Origin of the sequence: Nocardia sp. 852002-20019_SCH5090214 (assembly GCF_001665865.1) — a bacterium.
Taxonomy (GTDB): Bacteria; Actinomycetota; Actinomycetes; order Mycobacteriales; family Mycobacteriaceae; genus Nocardia; species Nocardia nova.
In genome coordinates this window covers 17,300-31,653 of the sequence record NZ_LZMK01000376.1, presented here as the reverse complement: position 1 = coordinate 31,653, position 14,354 = coordinate 17,300, and the positions used below count along the sequence as shown (strand labels likewise).

Genomic DNA, 14,354 nt, shown 5'->3' with positions numbered 1-14,354 from the left:
GGGCCGTGACTCGGTGCGCGAACTGGGGTTTCGGAATGTCTGGGGACAGCGTCCGAGCTGTGGACAACCCCCGGTGCGGGGGCGGAACTCGTCGGCCGGCGGTGGTAGGCGCTCAGCCGCAGCCGCCGGGGACCACCAGGACGCCGACCGCACCGGTGCCCACGTGCACGCCGAGTGTCGGGCCGAATTCGGCGGTCACGAGCTCCCGCATACCGGGAATGAGTTCGCCGAGCTGTCCGGCGATCGTGGCCGCCGCCGCGGCGGCACCGAGATGCTGAACCGCCACCGCCGCTCCGTCGTCACCGGCCGCATCGACCGCTGCGGCAACGAGTTTCGCGAAGGCCTTGGATCGCGTCCGCGCCTTCTCCCGCAGCTCCAGTTTGCCGTCGACGATCTGCAGTATCGGCTTGGTCACCAGTTCGGTGCCGAAGAACATGGCCGCGGTGCTGAGCCGCCCGCCGCGACGCAGCTGCTCGGTCCGATTGACGACGATGAACGTGCGAGATCGCCCGGCGGCGGCGACCGCGGTGTCGTAGACGACATCCAGCGCCGCACCCGACTTCGCGCGACGGGCCGCGGCGAGTACGGGCAGCCCGGTGCCCAGGCCCGCGCTCAGCGAATCCACCAGTCGCACCCGGGCGGCGGCATCCATATCCTGCACGGCTTGGCGCCCGGCTTCCCAGGTCGCCGAGAGCTGACGCGAAATATGCACGGCCACGACACCGTCACCCTCGCTGAGCTCCAGGGCGCGCTCGTAGGCGGCGCGCAATTCACCCGGGGAGGCGGACGAGGTCGTCACCGTGGACGCGCCGTAGTCGATCTCGCATTCGTCGACACCCTCGGCGATCGCACGATCGTCGACCAGCACATGCAGCGGCACCACCACGATGCCCAACTCCGCTACCAGTTCGGCGGGAACGCTCGCCGCCGAATCCGTGACCACCACGACGGTCATCGGCTATCCGCACCGATTCATGCACCGGCCTCGACCGAACGCACCTCCGACAGCACCTTCACCATGGCCCGTGCCACCGCGGCATGTCCCTCCCAGCCCCAGTGGATCCCGTCCGGATTCGCCTCGCCCGAAAAAATGTCGTCGCGCACGGCTTCGCCCAGATCCACCAGCGGCACACCGGATTTCGCCGACCATTCCCGCAGCGCACGCACCGCGGGCGCACGCCCGGTGTGGACCCGGCCGTAGGCCTCGCAATCGTGCACCGAGGGCAGTACCGAGACCACCGGCAGATCCGGCCGCAACTGGGCCAGCGCATGCCGTGACTGTTCCAGGTAGTCGATGCTCACATGCGGCGGAAGTGCCACGGGGCGACCGAGTTTCGACAGCCGCGGTTGCAGCCACTGGTAGCCGGTACGCACCTGCCGGCGCAGCACCGGGGGGCGCAGATACCGGATCAATTCGCGCAGCGCCGTCGGTAGCGGCGACGGCAGCGTGTCCATCCCGCCCGTGGCCAGGACGACCGCTCCCGCGCGCGGCACCGCGGCCCACACGCGCGGATCGCCGATGAGTGCCCAATAGGCGTCGCGGCAGGTCCAGCCGATGCGCGCCACCAATTCGACGTCCCAATCGAGTTCCGCGGCAACCAGATTCGGCCAGATCCGCGGATGGTCGGCGGGCAGGCCGCCCTTCGGCCCGAAGTACGACAGCGAATCCGCGATCACGACCAGCACGGGCCGCGCCGAAGCCTCGGATGTGCCGGCCGCGTCGCCGATGCTCGGCTGCGCATCCGCGGAGACCGCGTCGTCGATTCCCGATACGGCGTCGACGGCCGCGCTCGACACGGTCCGCTCGCCGGGAGTTGCCGCGCCGGAACCGGTGTCGGACTTCCCGTGGGCATCGAGCGCCGCGTCGGCGTCATCGGCTACCGCCGCGTCGCCGGATACGGCGTGCGTAATCGCCGCCTCGGTGGACGGCGTCGTCTCGGAACCGCCGGGCACGCTGTCTTCCCGCGCGTCCGCGGCCGGTTCCGCATTCTCCTCTGCCTCGGTGGGCACATCCGCGAGAACGGCCGGCGGACCGGTCGATCCGCCGTCGTCGTCCGCGTCGCCCGATTCGGAAGCCGCATCGGATTCCCCGGCCGGTTCCACCGGCGCGACCGGACCACCGAACAGCGCGTCGGGCAGCCGCCGGACGGGCCCTTCGGAGGCCTTGCGCAACAGTTCGTCGGATACCTGCCGGACCGGTTCGTCCCGGTCGTCGGAGGAGCGTTCAGAGGACATCAGGAGCTACCTTCGCCGCCGCATTCCACACATCCAGCCGCCAACCCGGCTGCTCGATGCCCGGACCGTGGCTGCTCAGCTGCACCCAGCTGGTATTGGCCAATCCGCCCAGGATCGGCCATTTGTGCTCGGGCAGCTCCAGCAGCGCGGCGGTCAGGGCCGCGATCAGCCCGCCGTGCGCGACCAGGATGATGGTACGGCCGGGCCAGTCCGCACGCTCGGCGAACAGCTCGCGAACCACCGGCAGTGCCCGCGCGCCGACCTCGAGTTTGCTCTCCCCGCCCGGCGGGGTCACGGTGGGATCCAGCCGCCACGCCTTGCGCGCACCCGGATACCGCGCATCCACCTCGAGATGGTCGAGACCTTCCCAGTCGCCGAGGCTGGTCTCCCGCAGCCGCGCATCCCGCACGACCTCGAGTCCGCTGTGTTCGGCCAGGGCGAGTGCGGTGTCGTAGGCGCGGCGCAGATCCGAGGAGACGATCGCGACGGCGTCCTGGGAAACGAGATCGCGCGCAGCGTCTTTCGCCTGGCGCCGGCCCAATTCGCTGAGCTCGGTGTCGATCTGGCCCTGCATCCGGTCGGCGGCGTTCCATTCCGTCTGTCCGTGTCGCAGCAGGATCAGCCGGCGCACCCCCGGATACTTCGTCGCCCGCGAGCCGGCCGCCGCCGCAACACCTTCGGCCGCGTCGCTCCCACCGGATTCGATGCCGCGCTCCCCGGCCTGTTCGGGTTCACGCGCGGTGTCGCCTTCGGGCCTGCGGTTCACGCGGGGTCCCCGCTACCACTCGCCGGAGCCTGCGCGGGAGCCGCCAGACCCGGCACCTCGACCTGCGGGCAGTCCTTCCACAACCGTTCCAGCGCATAGAAATTGCGCTCGTCGCTGTGCTGGATGTGCACTACGACGTCGACGTAGTCCAGCAGCACCCAGCGACCTTCACGAGTGCCCTCGCGGCGGACCGGCTTGTGCCCGGCGAGACGCAACTTCTCCTCGACGTTGTCGACGATCGCGTTGACCTGACGCTCGTTCGGCGCGGAGGCGATGACGAAGCAGTCGGTGATCACCAGCTGATCGGAGACATCGAGGACGACGACGTCGGTCGCCAGCTTCTCGTCGGCGGCCCGCGCGGCGACCTGCGCCATCTCCACCGCCTGTGCCGATGCCGTCATTGGCTCACCTTCCCGTTCCCTCCCGGCACGTACAGGTGCCGTTTCGATATGTACTGCACGACGCCGTCGGGAACGAGGTACCACACCGGACGCCCCTCGGCGGCGCGGCGACGGCATTCGCTCGACGAGATCGCCAGGGCCGGGATCTCGATGACGGTGACCGCATCGGCCGGCTGATTTCGCAGATGTTCCTCGAGGTGGTCGACATTCAATTCGTACCCCGGACGGCTCACCCCGACGAACTTCGCCAGCTCGAACAGTTCCGCCCAATCCTGCCATGTCAGGATGCTGGCCAGCGCGTCCGCACCCGTGATGAAGTACAGATCGGCGTCCGGATGCTGATTCTGCAGGTCACGAAGGGTGTCGACGGTGTAGGTGGCCTTCTCCCGGTCGATGTCGGCGCGACTGACCGTGAACCGCGGATTGGATGCGGTGGCGATGACCGTCATCAGATAGCGGTCCTCCGCCGGAGAGACCTGCCGTGAGGATTTCTGCCACGGCTGCCCGGTGGGTACGAAGATCACTTCATCGAGGTCGAACCGGTTGGCGACCTCACTGGCGGCAACCAGATGCCCGTGATGGATCGGATCGAACGTACCGCCCATCACGCCCAGTTTGCGCCGGCCTGTGTTTTGCACGAATGCCGAGCTTACTGGGCGGGCCCGGGCAGGGGTGGGTCTCGTCGGCGATCCGGTGCTATGAGCTCATCGCGCCCGCCGCGCCGACAGATACGCCCGCACCATCGCGGCCGGATTGCGCGCCGCGCGCCGGGACCGGGTCGCGGCCTCGATCAGGTCGCGGTGCAGTTCGTCCCACTGGGGCCGGCCGGCGACGGCGGCCGCACCCGCTGTGTAGGCCCGTGCCGCGGCACGGTGGCGGTGGCACTGTTCCAAGCAGCGTCCGAGCTGCTCGTACAGCACCGCGATTTCTTCCGGCGGATAGGGCAGCGCATCGCAGCCGAGGGCCTGGGCGTACAGGGTGGCCGCGCGGCGGTGGTGACCGCGGCGGTAGTGGACGCGGGCGGCGAGCAGCGTGTGATGGGCCACGTCGGCGGCGGAGATACCGGTCCAGCTCGCGGCCGCGGCGGCCGCCGCGGCCGCCAGGTCGTGCTCACGGCCCGGCTGGTTGGCGACCGCGGTCACCACCAGCGAGTACAGCCGCGCGCGTTGTTCACCGGAGAGAACGCCCGTGCCACAGTGCAGAGCCTGCAACAACATTCGTTCGGCGACGGCAGGGCTGGTGCCGAGCAGGGCGGTCGCGGCCTCGGTCAGTTCCCGTGCCCGCAGCCGGAGATCTCCCGGCGCCGGTTCGTCCGATGCGGGTGCCGGGCATTCGGACGCAGCCGGCACGGAGCCGGATCGCTCACGATCGGGGGGCCCGGCATCGGGAAACTCGGCGGGCTCGGCATCCCGGTCGTGGGGATCTCGTTGCGCCGCAGGGGCGCTCGGCTGGTCGACGGGGATTTCGTCGGCGAACTCCCCCGATGGGCACGGCACGCGCGAATGATCGACGGCCCGCCTTGGAAAGCGCTTAACAGCCGCTGATGGTTCCGGGCAAACGGCTCGCTATCCCTCCTCGCGGCCTAGACCGGAAGCAGCCTGCTCACCACACCGGTCAGCTGGCGCGCCGACCGGCATTCGTGCATCTCGACGACCTCGGCGTAGCGGTTGGCCGCCGAATCGCCGGTGCCCCACATCTTTTCGGCCTCCGGATTCAGCCAGTGCGCGTGCTTGGCCACCTGGACGAGTTCCCGCAGAGTATTCAGCGCCGGATCGCGATAGTTGGTGCGGGCGTCGCCGAGGATCAGCAGGGAGGTACGGCTGGTCACCACATCCGGCCAGTCCTCGGCGAAACCGCGCAGCGCCGCACCGTAATCCGAATGCCCCTCGAATCCGACCACCTTCGTCTCGGTGAAGATGCGCCGGGTCACCTGATCCAGCGGTGTGACCTGATCGAAGATGTGGGTCACCTCGTCCACCTGGTCGACGAAGGCGAAGATCCGCACCCGCGAGAACTGCTCACGCAGCGAATCCACCAGCAGCATGGTGAAACTGGAGAATCCGGCGACCGATCCCGAGATATCGCACAGCAGCACCAGATCCGGGCGACCGGGCCGAGGCTTCCGGGTCTGCAGCGTGATCGGCACCCCACCGGTCGACATGGATTTGCGCAGCGTCTTGCGCAGGTCGATCTCGCCGCGCCGGGACCGTCTGCGCCGGGCGGCGAGCCGGGAGGCCAGCACCCGGGCCAGCCGCTGCGAACCGCGCCGCAGTTCGGCCAGTTCGTTCTCCGAGATCCGCAGGAAGTCGGCATCCTCGGCCTGGCGCTGAACACCGTAGGTCGCCACCCGCTCGCGGCCCAGCCGCTCGGCTACGCGCCGCCGGGTCTCGGCCTCGACCGTGCCGCGAAACGCCTTGACCCGTTCCCGGGCGGCGCGGCGGGCGACCTCGGTGTCGAACTCCGAATTGTTCTGCCCGGCGGCCAATCCCGCGAGGATCTTGCTGATCAGCACCTCGGGCTGCACATCCTTCAGCGTTTGATACGCCGAGAACGACGGCCCGTTCGCCGACTGGTACTGCCCCATCTGCTCGACCATCTGCGCGGCCAGATTCTGCAGCTGCCGGGTCTGGTCCCCGGTCGGCTCGGCGGCCAGCATCTCGGCCAGCATGCGCCGCAATTCGAACAGGTCGATTTCACCGTCGTCGCGCCGCGGGAGCTCGATGTCCTCGGCGCCCGCGCGCTCCCCCAGTGCGGCGGGGAACCACAGCTCGAACAAGCCGTCGAAGGTGGCGCGCTGGGTGGGCCGGCGCAGCAGCGCACAGGCCAGGCCCTCGCGCAGCATCTCGCGATCCATCAGATCGACCACGGTGAGCACTCGGCCGGCGTCTACCGTTTCCGACGGGCCGACCGGAATTCCCCTGGCGCGCAAGGCTTCCACGAAGCCGACCACATGCCCGGACAGTCCGTGCGGCGCGGTCTCGCCGGGTTGCGCGGCACCCTGCGCCGCGGCCGCAGACCCACCCCGCAGCGCCGCGGACACCAGCGCGCGGGGGGTGGTGCGCTTACCGGACACGGCTCAGGCCAATTTCAGCTCGGCCAGGGCGCGCTGATGGTCGCTCTGGTGTTTGAGCACCACGCCGAGCGTCGCGCGCACGGTCTTGTCGTCGAGATCCTTCAGTCCCAGCGCGAGCAGCGTGCGGGCCCAGTCGATGGATTCGGCGACCGACGGCAACTTCTTCAACTGCATCCCGCGCAGCACGTGCACCACCCGGACCAGCTGTGCGGCCACCGCCGGTTTCAGCTCCGGCACCCGGCTCGCGAGGATGCGGCGCTCGAGTTCCTCGTCCGGGAAGTCGATGTGCAGGTAGAGGCAGCGGCGCTTCAGCGCCTCCGAGAGTTCGCGGGTCGCGTTGGAGGTGAGGACCACGAACGGGCGGCGGGTCGCGGTGATCGTGCCGAGTTCGGGGACGGTGACGGCGAAGTCGCTCAGCACCTCCAGCATCAGGCCCTCGATCTCGACATCGGCCTTGTCCGCCTCGTCGATCAGCAGCACGGTGGGGTCGGTGCGCCGGATAGCGGTCAGCAGCGGGCGCTGGAGCAGGAATTCCTCGCTGAACACATCGGCTTTGGTGTCGGCCCAGGCGTTCCCCGAATCCGACCCACCGGAGGTCGCGGACTGGATGCGCAGAATCTGCTTGGCGTGGTTCCACTCGTAGAGGGCCCGCGCCTCGTCGATCCCCTCGTAGCACTGCAGGCGGACCAGTTCGGCATCGGCGACCTGGGCCACCGCGCGCGACAGTTCGGTCTTACCGACGCCGGCGGGTCCCTCGATCAGCAGCGGCTTGGCGAGCCGGTCGGCCAGGAACACCGAGGTGGCGGTGGCCTTGTCGGCCAGGTAGCCGGTGGTGGCCAAGCGGTCGATCACATCGTCGACCGACGCGAAAATCGGCTCGTGCACGGTCGTCTGCACAGTTGGGCCCTCCTTCGGGAACAGCGCAGCCCACTGCAGGTATGCACCGTAAAGTCCAGCTGCTCACGACGGTACACACCCGCGGGCCGGGTTCGATACTGCGGTGCCGGCGAGACCACAGGCCCGACCGGCACCGACGGTCACGGCCGGGGACGGGTTCAGCTCGGCCGAATCTGGCCGTCGCCCCACACGATCCACTTGGTGGAGGTCAGCTCCGGCAGCGCCATCGGACCGCGGGCGTGCAGCTTCTGAGTGGAGATGCCGATCTCCGCGCCGAATCCGAACTGCTCGCCGTCGGTGAAGGCGGTGGAGGCGTTGACCATCACCGCGGCCGCGTCCACCCGGGCGGTGAACTCGCGGGCTGCCTTCAGATCGGCGGTCACGATGGCCTCGGTGTGGCCGGTACCCCACTCGTTGATGTGGTCGACCGCGGCGTCGAGACCGTCGACGACCTTGAGCGCGATATCCAGCGACAGATATTCGTCGGCCCAATCCTCCTCCGTCGCGGGAACCAGGCCGGGCAGATCGCCGTGGATGGTGACCTGAGCCCGTTCCAGCGCGTCGATCAGGCGCGGGACCGCGGTCTCGGCGATCGCGCGGTCGATGAGCACCGTCTCGGCGGTATTGCAGACGCTGGGCCGGCGGGTCTTGGAGTTCAGCAGAATCGATTCCGCCATCTCGAGATCGGCGGCGGCGTGCACGTAGACGTGGCAGTTGCCGGTGCCGGTTTCGATGGTGGGGACCCGCGCGTCGCGCACCACCGCGTTGATCAGCCCGGCGCCGCCGCGCGGGATGACCACGTCCACCAGGCCGCGGGCCTGAATCAAATGAGTGACGCTCGAGCGATCCTCACTCGGCAGCAGTTGGACCGCGTCGGCCGCAAGCCCCTGGGCGACAAGGGCTTCGCGCATGACCTCGACCAGGGCGGCATTCGATCGGGCCGCCGAGGAAGAGCCGCGCAGCAGGGCCGCGTTACCGGATTTCAACGCCAGGCCGAAGGCGTCGACGGTGACGTTCGGGCGGGCCTCGTAGACCATGCCGACCACGCCCAGCGGCACGCGCACCTGCCGGATCTCCAGGCCGTTGGCCAGCGTCGAACCGCGCAGCACCTCGCCGACCGGATCCGGCAGGCCGGCGACCTGACGCAACCCGGAGGCGATGCCGTCGATGCGCGGCTCGGTCAGCCGCAGGCGATCCAGCAGCGAGGCCGCGGTGCCGCCCGCCTCCGCGGTCGCGATGTCTTCGGCATTGGCGGCCAGGACGGCATCCTTCGCCGCGAGCAGCGCATCCGCCGCGGCGTGCAGGGCCGCATCCTTCTGCGCGGTCGTCAGCTGTGCCAGCGTCCGCGACGCCACCCGAGCCCGCCGCGCCGCCTCGTGCACCGCCTCGCGCACGGTATCCACTTCGCCGACAGTTCCAGCAGTCATGGTGAACAGCCTACTGACCGGGACGCGGACGCCGCCGCCGGATAACCACCGAACGCCCGCTGTGCGTCGGTGCCCGCCGCTACCGTGTCCTCATGGTCGCCACCATCCGGTTGTCGTCGGGTTCGGGTCGCTGGGTTCTGCTGGCCACGGTGCTGGGCTCGGGAATGGCGATGCTGGACGCGACCGTGGTCAATGTGGCCCTCCCCCGCATCGGCGAGGAATTCGGCGCCTCGATGGCGGGTCTGCAGTGGACGGTCAACGCCTACACGCTCACGCTGGCCGGTCTGATTCTGCTCGGCGGCTCACTGGGCGACCGATTCGGACGGCGGCGGATCTTCGTCGTCGGCGTGGTGTGGTTCGCGCTGGCCTCGGCGATCTGCGGTGCGGCCCAGGGTATTCCGATGCTCATCGCCGCCCGCGCGCTGCAGGGCGTGGGTGGCGCGCTGCTCACGCCCGGCTCACTGGCGATCATCCAGGCCTCTTTCGCGAAATCGGATCGCGCCCGCGCGGTGGGCGCGTGGTCCGGCCTCGGCGGAGTCGCCGGCGCGATCGGCCCCTTCCTGGGCGGATGGCTGGTCGGCGCGGCCGGATGGCGCTGGGTGTTCCTGCTGAACATTCCGCTGGCCGCGGTGGTGGTGCTGGTCGCGGTGCGGCATGTGCCGGAGACCTACGGTTCCGGCACGTCCGATGGCTCGGCGACCACCCGCCCGGCTCCCGAATCCGGCGGCCGGGCACACGAGGGCTTCGATGTGCTGGGGGCGTTCCTCGCGGCACTGTGCCTGGCAGGCATCACCTACGCACTGACCATGGCACCCGAACACGGGAGCAGCCGGGCGGCCGTGGTGGCGACGGCGGTGATCGGCGTGCTCGCCGGGGTGGCCTTCGTCGTCGTCGAGCGGCGGCGCTCGGCGGGGCACGACGCGCCCGGACACCACGGGCCGCCGCCGATGCTGCCGGTCGAGATCTTCGCCTCGCGGCAGTTCAGCGCGATCAACGCGGTCACCTTCGTGATGTACGGCGCGATGGGCGTGGTGTTCTTTCTGCTGGTGCTGACCCTGCAGGTGGTGGCCGGTTTCAGTCCGATGGCGGCCGGGACCGCGATGCTGCCCGCCACCGTGCTGATGCTGTTGTTCTCGGCCCGCTCGGGCGATCTGGCTCAGCGCATCGGACCGCGCATCCCGATCACCGCGGGTGTGCTGCTGGCCGCCGCCGGGATGTTGCTGATGATGCGGATCGGCACCGACGCCTCCTACGTCACCGATGTGCTGCCCGCCGCCTTGGTGTTCGGCCTCGGACTCACCCTGGCCGTCGCACCGCTGACCGCGACCGTGCTGGCGACGGCCGACGAACAGCACGCGGGGGTGGCCAGCGGCGTCAACAATGCCGTCGCCCGAGCGGCCGGATTGCTTGCGGTGGCGGCTGTCCCGCCGCTCACCGGACTCACCGGTGCCGCCTACACCGACCCCGCCGCCTTCGAGCGCGGGTTCCACCAGGCCATGCTCATCTGCGCGATCGTGATGGCCGCGGCCGCGGCACTGACCGTGGTCACCGTCCGCGACGACGCGCTCGAGAGCGCTGGTCCCGAGGCCGCGCCGCAATGCAAGGTCAACTGCCCGGTCGCGGGGCCGCCCTTGGAGCCCCGGCATGCCGAATCCACGTCCGGCCCGGTCGAGAGCCAGGAGTGAGCCGCACGCACGGAACAGCCTGTGTCCGAACACTCTTCGCGGCCGCGTTGTCGCCGATTCCCGCGGATGATTCGATGGTGTCATGGCAGATATCGACAAGGTGGTGTCGGCGGAGCGTGAGGTCGCCGCGCCGGCCGGGCACATCTTCGAATTCATCGCCGATCCGGCGCAGCAGCCGCGATGGGACGGGAACGACAATCTCGACCGGGCGGAGATCGGGCAGCGCGTGCGGAGCGTGGGTGATGTCTTCGCGATGACACTCACCAACGGGAGTGTGCGCGAGAACCACGTGGTGGAATTCGAGGAGGGACGCCGGATCGCCTGGCTGCCCGCGGAATCCGGGCAGCGGCCGCCGGGACATCTGTGGCGCTGGGAGCTCGAACCCGTCGACGAGAGCCGGACCCTGGTGCGGCACACCTACGACTGGACGCGGCTGACCGACGAGGTCCGGCTGCCCAGGGCCCGGGCGACGACCTCGGACAAACTACTCGGGTCGCTCGACCGGCTGGCCGCGGCGGCGACGGCGGCCGACCACGCCTGACGGCGGCGACGTTCGAGCCCGCACCCGCCGCGGCGGGTTACGGTGCGTGCATGGCACGGATCGCAGTGGTCGGCAGTATCAACATGGATCTGGTGACTCGCACGCCGCGGCGGCCGCGGCCCGGTGAGACCGTCCTCGGCACCGCCTTCGATACGGTGCCCGGCGGAAAGGGCGCGAACCAGGCGATCGCCGCTCGGCGTGCGGGCGCGGCGGTCGATTTCGTCGGCGCGGTCGGAACCGACGTCTTCGGCGTCGAGTTGCGAAAAGTGCTCGAGGACAACGAGATCGGGACCGCCGGACTACGCACCGTCGAGGGGGCCAGCGGGACCGCCACCATCGTGGTCGACGACGCCGGCGAGAATACGATCATCGTCGTCGGCGGAGCCAATGCGGAGCTGTCCGGGCTCACCGACGGTGATCGCGCCCTCGTCGCCGAGGCGGATATTCTGCTGTGCCAGCTGGAAATTCCGGTGGAGACCGTGCTCGGCGCCGCCCGCTGCGCACGTGAGCACGGCACTCTCGTTCTGCTCAATCCGTCCCCCGCGCGATCACTGCCACCGCAGCTGTGGGAGGCGGTCGACATCGCGGTGGTCAACGAGGGCGAAGCGGCTCAATTGGATTCGGAACTCCGGGCGGTCCCGCATGTGCTGACCACCCGCGGCGGCGAGGGCGCGCGCTATCGCGGCCCCGAGGGCGAGCTCTCTCATCCGGGCGTGCGGGTCGAGGTGGTCGACACCACCGGCGCCGGGGACACGTTCACCGGCGCATTGGCCGCACACTGGCACGAGGGCCCCGCGACCGCTCTGGCGTGGGCCTGCACCGCCGGCGCCCTGGCCACCACCGTCGTCGGCGCCACGGCGGCGATCCCCACCGCGGCGGCGATAGAGCGGGCACTCACTTCGCGGTGTGGCGAGCGATGAGTTCCGACATCTGGGCGCCCACCCGTTCCAGCGGTGCCATCGAACGTGTCGCCAGGGACAGGATCACCGCCCCCTCGAGCGCCGCGACCACCGTGGTGGCCAGCGATATCGCGAGATCCGGTGCGACGTCCTCGGTTTCGAGACGTTCGGCGAGGATGGTCTCCCATTCGGTGAAGGTCGCACCGGCGGCGTCGGCGGCTTCGGGCGCTTCCGACCGGCCCAGCGCGGCCGCGACGATCGGGCAGCCGGCGGTGAAGTCGCTCGCCGCGAGCTTCTCGCGCCACAGCGCCGGGAAGGCGCCGACACACGACGCCACGTCGGCCCCGGCGGTGATCGTGCGCAGCAGCGCGCTGTAGGTGGCACCGGCCGCGCGGGTCGCCTCCGCGATCAGTTCCGATTTACCACCGGGGAAGTTGAGGTACACCGAGCGGCGCGAGATGCCGCTGTGGTCGAGCAGCTGCGCGATGCCGGTGCCGGCCACACCGTTGCTGCGCATCAGATCCACGGCGCTGTCGATGAGCCGGTCGCGGGCTCCCATGATGCGACCCCTTTCCTCGTGCACCCTGCACGGTCCAGCCTACCGTTGCCCTAGACCGATCGGTGTACTACTGTGCCGACTATACCGATCGGTATACCTCATTTCCGATCCGCGCCCTGGAGGATAGGCATGACCGGACTGCACGACCCACTCCCCCTGCCCTGTGGCCAGGTACTGCCCAACCGGATCATGAAATCGGCGCTCAGCGAGGGGCTCGGCACCGCGGCACATGCTCCCGACGACCGGCTGGTCCGGCTGTATCGCCGCTGGGGAGCGGGCGGCTACGGCCTGATCGTCACCGGCAATGTGATGATCGACCGCACCCAGCTCGGCGAGCCGGGCAATGTGGTTATCGACGACGATCGCGATCTCGCCGCGCTGACGCGCTGGGCGAAGGCCGCCAAGGACGGCGGCACCCCGATCTGGATGCAGCTGAATCATCCCGGCCGCCAAGCCAATCCGCTGGCCACCCGGCAACGGCCGGTGGCGCCCTCGGCGATCGCGTCGGGAGTGCCGGGCCTGCCCACGCCGCGAGCGCTCACCGAGGCCGAGATCCACGATCTGATCCGGCGCTTCGCCGACGCGGCGCGGATCGCGGAATCGGCAGGCTTCGACGGGGTGCAGATTCACGGCGCCCACGGCTATCTGGTGTCGCAGTTCCTGTCCCCGCTGGCCAATCAGCGCACCGACGACTGGGGCGGTGACGGGCAGCGCCGCGCCCGCTTTCTGCTCGAGGTGGTCGGCGCGATTCGCGCGGCGGTCCAGCCGGGCTTCGCGGTGGCCGTCAAGCTGAATTCGGCGGATTTCCAGCGCGGTGGTTTCACCGAGGAGGAATCGCGGGAGGTGGTCCGGCAGTTGGCCCGGCAGCCGCTGGATCTGATCGAAATCAGCGGCGGCAGTTACGAATCCCCGGCGATGATGGGCCGGTCCCGCAGCGCGGCGGCGAGTACCCGAGCGCGGGAGGCCTACTTCCTGGAGTACGCGGAGACCGTGCGGCGGGTCGCGGCCGCGGTGCCGCTGGCGGTCACCGGCGGGTTCCGCAGCCGGACGGCGATGGGCGGTGCGGTCGACTCCGGCGCCTGCGATGTGGTCGGACTCGGCCGCCCCACCACGGTGCACCCGGCCGCTGCCGCCGACCTGCTCACCGGCGGGACCGAAGTCCTCCGCCCGCCGTCGATTTCGCTCGGCCTGCGCGGCCGGATCGCGCGCAGCGGTACGTTGCGCGCGGTCGACGGCGCCCTGGATCTGCAATGGCACACCGATCAGCTGCATCGCCTCGGCGCCGGGCTGGATCCGGATCCGGCCCGGTCACCGTGGTCGACCGCGATAACCATGCTGCGCCGCAACGGACTCGACGCTTTCCGATCCCGGCGCACGACAGCCGGCACCGACCGTAAGTCGACGAAGTTCCGGATCGAACGCGCCGTCGGCCGCTATCTGGTCAACCCCGGATTCGCCGCACTGGACCGGGTGGGTGTGCGGTCCACCTTCGCGACCGAACTGGAGACCATCGGCCGCAAATCCGGCCAGCCGCGCCGGGTCCCGGTATCGGTGCTGTTCGACGACGACGGCGCGTGGATCATCTGCCAGCACGGCATGCGGTCGGGCTGGGGCAACAATGTGCGCGCCGATCCTTCGGTGCGCCTGCGGCACAACGGAACCTGGCGCGCGGCCACGGCGGAGTTGCGCCCGGACGACGACGTGGTCGCCCGGGCCCGCGCCTTCGCCCCGCACCCGGCGCTCGCACCGCTGACCGCCGCCGGATTCGCCGCGTTGCAGACCGATCCGATCTCGGTGCGGGTCACGTTCACCGACGTGCAGGAACCAGACCTGTAACTACTGTGGTCGCCGGTTCGCCTCACCGCGTGCCG

The 14,354-nt window shown here is 70.0% G+C and carries 14 protein-coding genes; 4 read left to right on the top strand and 10 right to left on the bottom strand.

What is annotated here, in order from left to right; genetic code table 11:
* Positions 1–112: 112 nt before the first annotated feature.
* From A5780_RS30940 to A5780_RS30900, 9 genes are all read right to left on the bottom strand, one after another.
* The gene (locus A5780_RS30940) at positions 113–955 is read right to left on the bottom strand and encodes a DegV family protein (protein ID WP_030512817.1); all 843 of its coding nucleotides are present in this window, start codon (positions 953–955) and stop codon (positions 113–115) included.
* Positions 956–972: 17 nt separating this feature from the next.
* Positions 973–1,728, bottom strand: a complete 756-nt coding sequence (gene octT, locus A5780_RS30935) for a diglucosylglycerate octanoyltransferase (RefSeq protein ID WP_064910722.1) — start codon at positions 1,726–1,728, stop codon at positions 973–975.
* A 496-nt stretch (positions 1,729–2,224) separates the two neighbouring features.
* Positions 2,225–2,866, bottom strand: a complete 642-nt coding sequence (locus tag A5780_RS30930; RefSeq protein WP_063015533.1) for a histidine phosphatase family protein — start codon at positions 2,864–2,866, stop codon at positions 2,225–2,227.
* Positions 2,867–2,997: 131 nt separating this feature from the next.
* Positions 2,998–3,402, bottom strand: a complete 405-nt coding sequence (gene rsfS / locus A5780_RS30925; RefSeq protein ID WP_030512814.1) for a ribosome silencing factor — start codon at positions 3,400–3,402, stop codon at positions 2,998–3,000.
* Positions 3,399–4,040, bottom strand: coding sequence for a nicotinate-nucleotide adenylyltransferase (nadD, locus tag A5780_RS30920; protein WP_030512813.1), 642 nt, complete (start codon positions 4,038–4,040; stop codon positions 3,399–3,401). The genes rsfS and nadD overlap by 4 nt, the downstream gene beginning before the upstream one ends.
* 66 nt (positions 4,041–4,106) lie before the next feature.
* Positions 4,107–4,898: a hypothetical protein gene (locus A5780_RS30915; protein ID WP_064910706.1), complete on the bottom strand. Its 792-nt coding sequence runs from the start codon at positions 4,896–4,898 to the stop codon at positions 4,107–4,109.
* Positions 4,899–4,984: 86 nt separating this feature from the next.
* Entirely contained in the window at positions 4,985–6,430 is a 1,446-nt protein-coding gene (locus tag A5780_RS30910; RefSeq protein ID WP_064910720.1) for a VWA domain-containing protein, read from the bottom strand.
* Positions 6,431–6,478: 48 nt separating this feature from the next.
* Positions 6,479–7,372 carry a MoxR family ATPase gene (locus tag A5780_RS30905; protein WP_030512810.1) on the bottom strand — a complete coding sequence of 298 codons (894 nt, stop codon included), beginning with the start codon at positions 7,370–7,372 and terminating at the stop codon, positions 6,479–6,481.
* Positions 7,373–7,530: 158 nt separating this feature from the next.
* Positions 7,531–8,799 carry a glutamate-5-semialdehyde dehydrogenase gene (locus A5780_RS30900; RefSeq protein ID WP_063015519.1) on the bottom strand — a complete coding sequence of 423 codons (1,269 nt, stop codon included), beginning with the start codon at positions 8,797–8,799 and terminating at the stop codon, positions 7,531–7,533.
* 92 nt (positions 8,800–8,891) lie between these two features.
* Between A5780_RS30900 and A5780_RS30895 the strand changes: the two genes are divergently transcribed.
* The 3 genes from A5780_RS30895 (at position 8,892) to A5780_RS30885 (ending at position 11,945) form a co-directional block, all read left to right on the top strand.
* Positions 8,892–10,484 (top strand): MFS transporter, encoded by a 1,593-nt coding sequence (locus A5780_RS30895; RefSeq protein WP_063015518.1) that lies wholly within the window; start codon positions 8,892–8,894, stop codon positions 10,482–10,484.
* A gap of 82 nt (positions 10,485–10,566) precedes the next feature.
* Positions 10,567–11,025: an SRPBCC family protein gene (locus tag A5780_RS30890; protein ID WP_064902685.1), complete on the top strand. Its 459-nt coding sequence runs from the start codon at positions 10,567–10,569 to the stop codon at positions 11,023–11,025.
* A 50-nt stretch (positions 11,026–11,075) separates the two neighbouring features.
* Entirely contained in the window at positions 11,076–11,945 is an 870-nt protein-coding gene (locus A5780_RS30885; RefSeq protein WP_064910704.1) for a ribokinase, read from the top strand.
* On the opposite strand, the gene A5780_RS30880 is transcribed toward A5780_RS30885, so the two are convergent.
* Complete coding sequence (locus A5780_RS30880; RefSeq protein WP_063015515.1) at positions 11,920–12,483, bottom strand: TetR/AcrR family transcriptional regulator; 564 nt, start codon at positions 12,481–12,483, stop codon at positions 11,920–11,922. The genes A5780_RS30885 and A5780_RS30880 overlap by 26 nt on opposite strands.
* Positions 12,484–12,612: 129 nt before the next feature.
* Between A5780_RS30880 and A5780_RS30875 the strand changes: the two genes are divergently transcribed.
* Positions 12,613–14,319 (top strand): nitroreductase family deazaflavin-dependent oxidoreductase, encoded by a 1,707-nt coding sequence (locus A5780_RS30875; protein ID WP_064910702.1) that lies wholly within the window; start codon positions 12,613–12,615, stop codon positions 14,317–14,319.
* Positions 14,320–14,354: the final 35 nt, after the last annotated feature.

Excerpts from the sequence above, each read along its gene's own strand:
- A5780_RS30890 (WP_064902685.1), top strand. The coding sequence starts at position 10,567 with ATGGCAGATATCGACAAGGTGGTGTCGGCGGAGCGTGAGGTCGCCGCG.
- A5780_RS30880 (WP_063015515.1), bottom strand. The coding sequence starts at position 12,483 with ATGGGAGCCCGCGACCGGCTCATCGACAGCGCCGTGGATCTGATGCGC.
- A5780_RS30940 (WP_030512817.1), bottom strand. The coding sequence starts at position 955 with ATGACCGTCGTGGTGGTCACGGATTCGGCGGCGAGCGTTCCCGCCGAA.
- A5780_RS30895 (WP_063015518.1), top strand. The coding sequence starts at position 8,892 with ATGGTCGCCACCATCCGGTTGTCGTCGGGTTCGGGTCGCTGGGTTCTG.
- A5780_RS30875 (WP_064910702.1), top strand. The coding sequence starts at position 12,613 with ATGACCGGACTGCACGACCCACTCCCCCTGCCCTGTGGCCAGGTACTG.
- rsfS (WP_030512814.1), bottom strand. The coding sequence starts at position 3,402 with ATGACGGCATCGGCACAGGCGGTGGAGATGGCGCAGGTCGCCGCGCGG.
- A5780_RS30885 (WP_064910704.1), top strand. The coding sequence starts at position 11,076 with ATGGCACGGATCGCAGTGGTCGGCAGTATCAACATGGATCTGGTGACT.
- A5780_RS30900 (WP_063015519.1), bottom strand. The coding sequence starts at position 8,799 with ATGACTGCTGGAACTGTCGGCGAAGTGGATACCGTGCGCGAGGCGGTG.